This window comes from Azohydromonas lata (genome assembly GCF_034427735.1).
GTDB lineage: Bacteria > Pseudomonadota > Gammaproteobacteria > Burkholderiales > Burkholderiaceae_C > Azohydromonas > Azohydromonas lata.
The window spans coordinates 1-271 of sequence record NZ_JAXOJX010000258.1; the positions used below are offsets into that span (position 1 = coordinate 1).

1 protein-coding gene is annotated in these 271 nt (G+C 71.6%); it reads right to left on the reverse strand.

Annotated elements, in window-relative coordinates; translation table 11 throughout:
- A partial coding sequence (locus SM757_RS35305; protein WP_322468911.1) for an FAD/NAD(P)-binding oxidoreductase occupies positions 1–271 on the reverse strand: 271 nt, incomplete at both ends.

Here is a 271-nt window from a genome sequence, read left to right on the forward strand (position 1 = left end):
CGCCATCTGCTCGCGCTTGGGCGCCTTGGCCGCCAGGTTGACCTGGCCGCCCACCTGGGCCTGCTTCTCGAACAGCACCACGTCGTGGCCGCGCTCGCGGGCCACGCGGGCGGCTTCCAGGCCCGCGGGGCCGGCGCCCACCACCACCACCTTGCGCTTGGGGCCGGTGGTCTTGGCGATGACGTGCGGCATGGTGCGCTCGCGGCTGGTGGCGGCGTTTTGCACACACAGCACGTCCAGGCCGTTGTACTGGCGGTCGATGCAGTAGTTG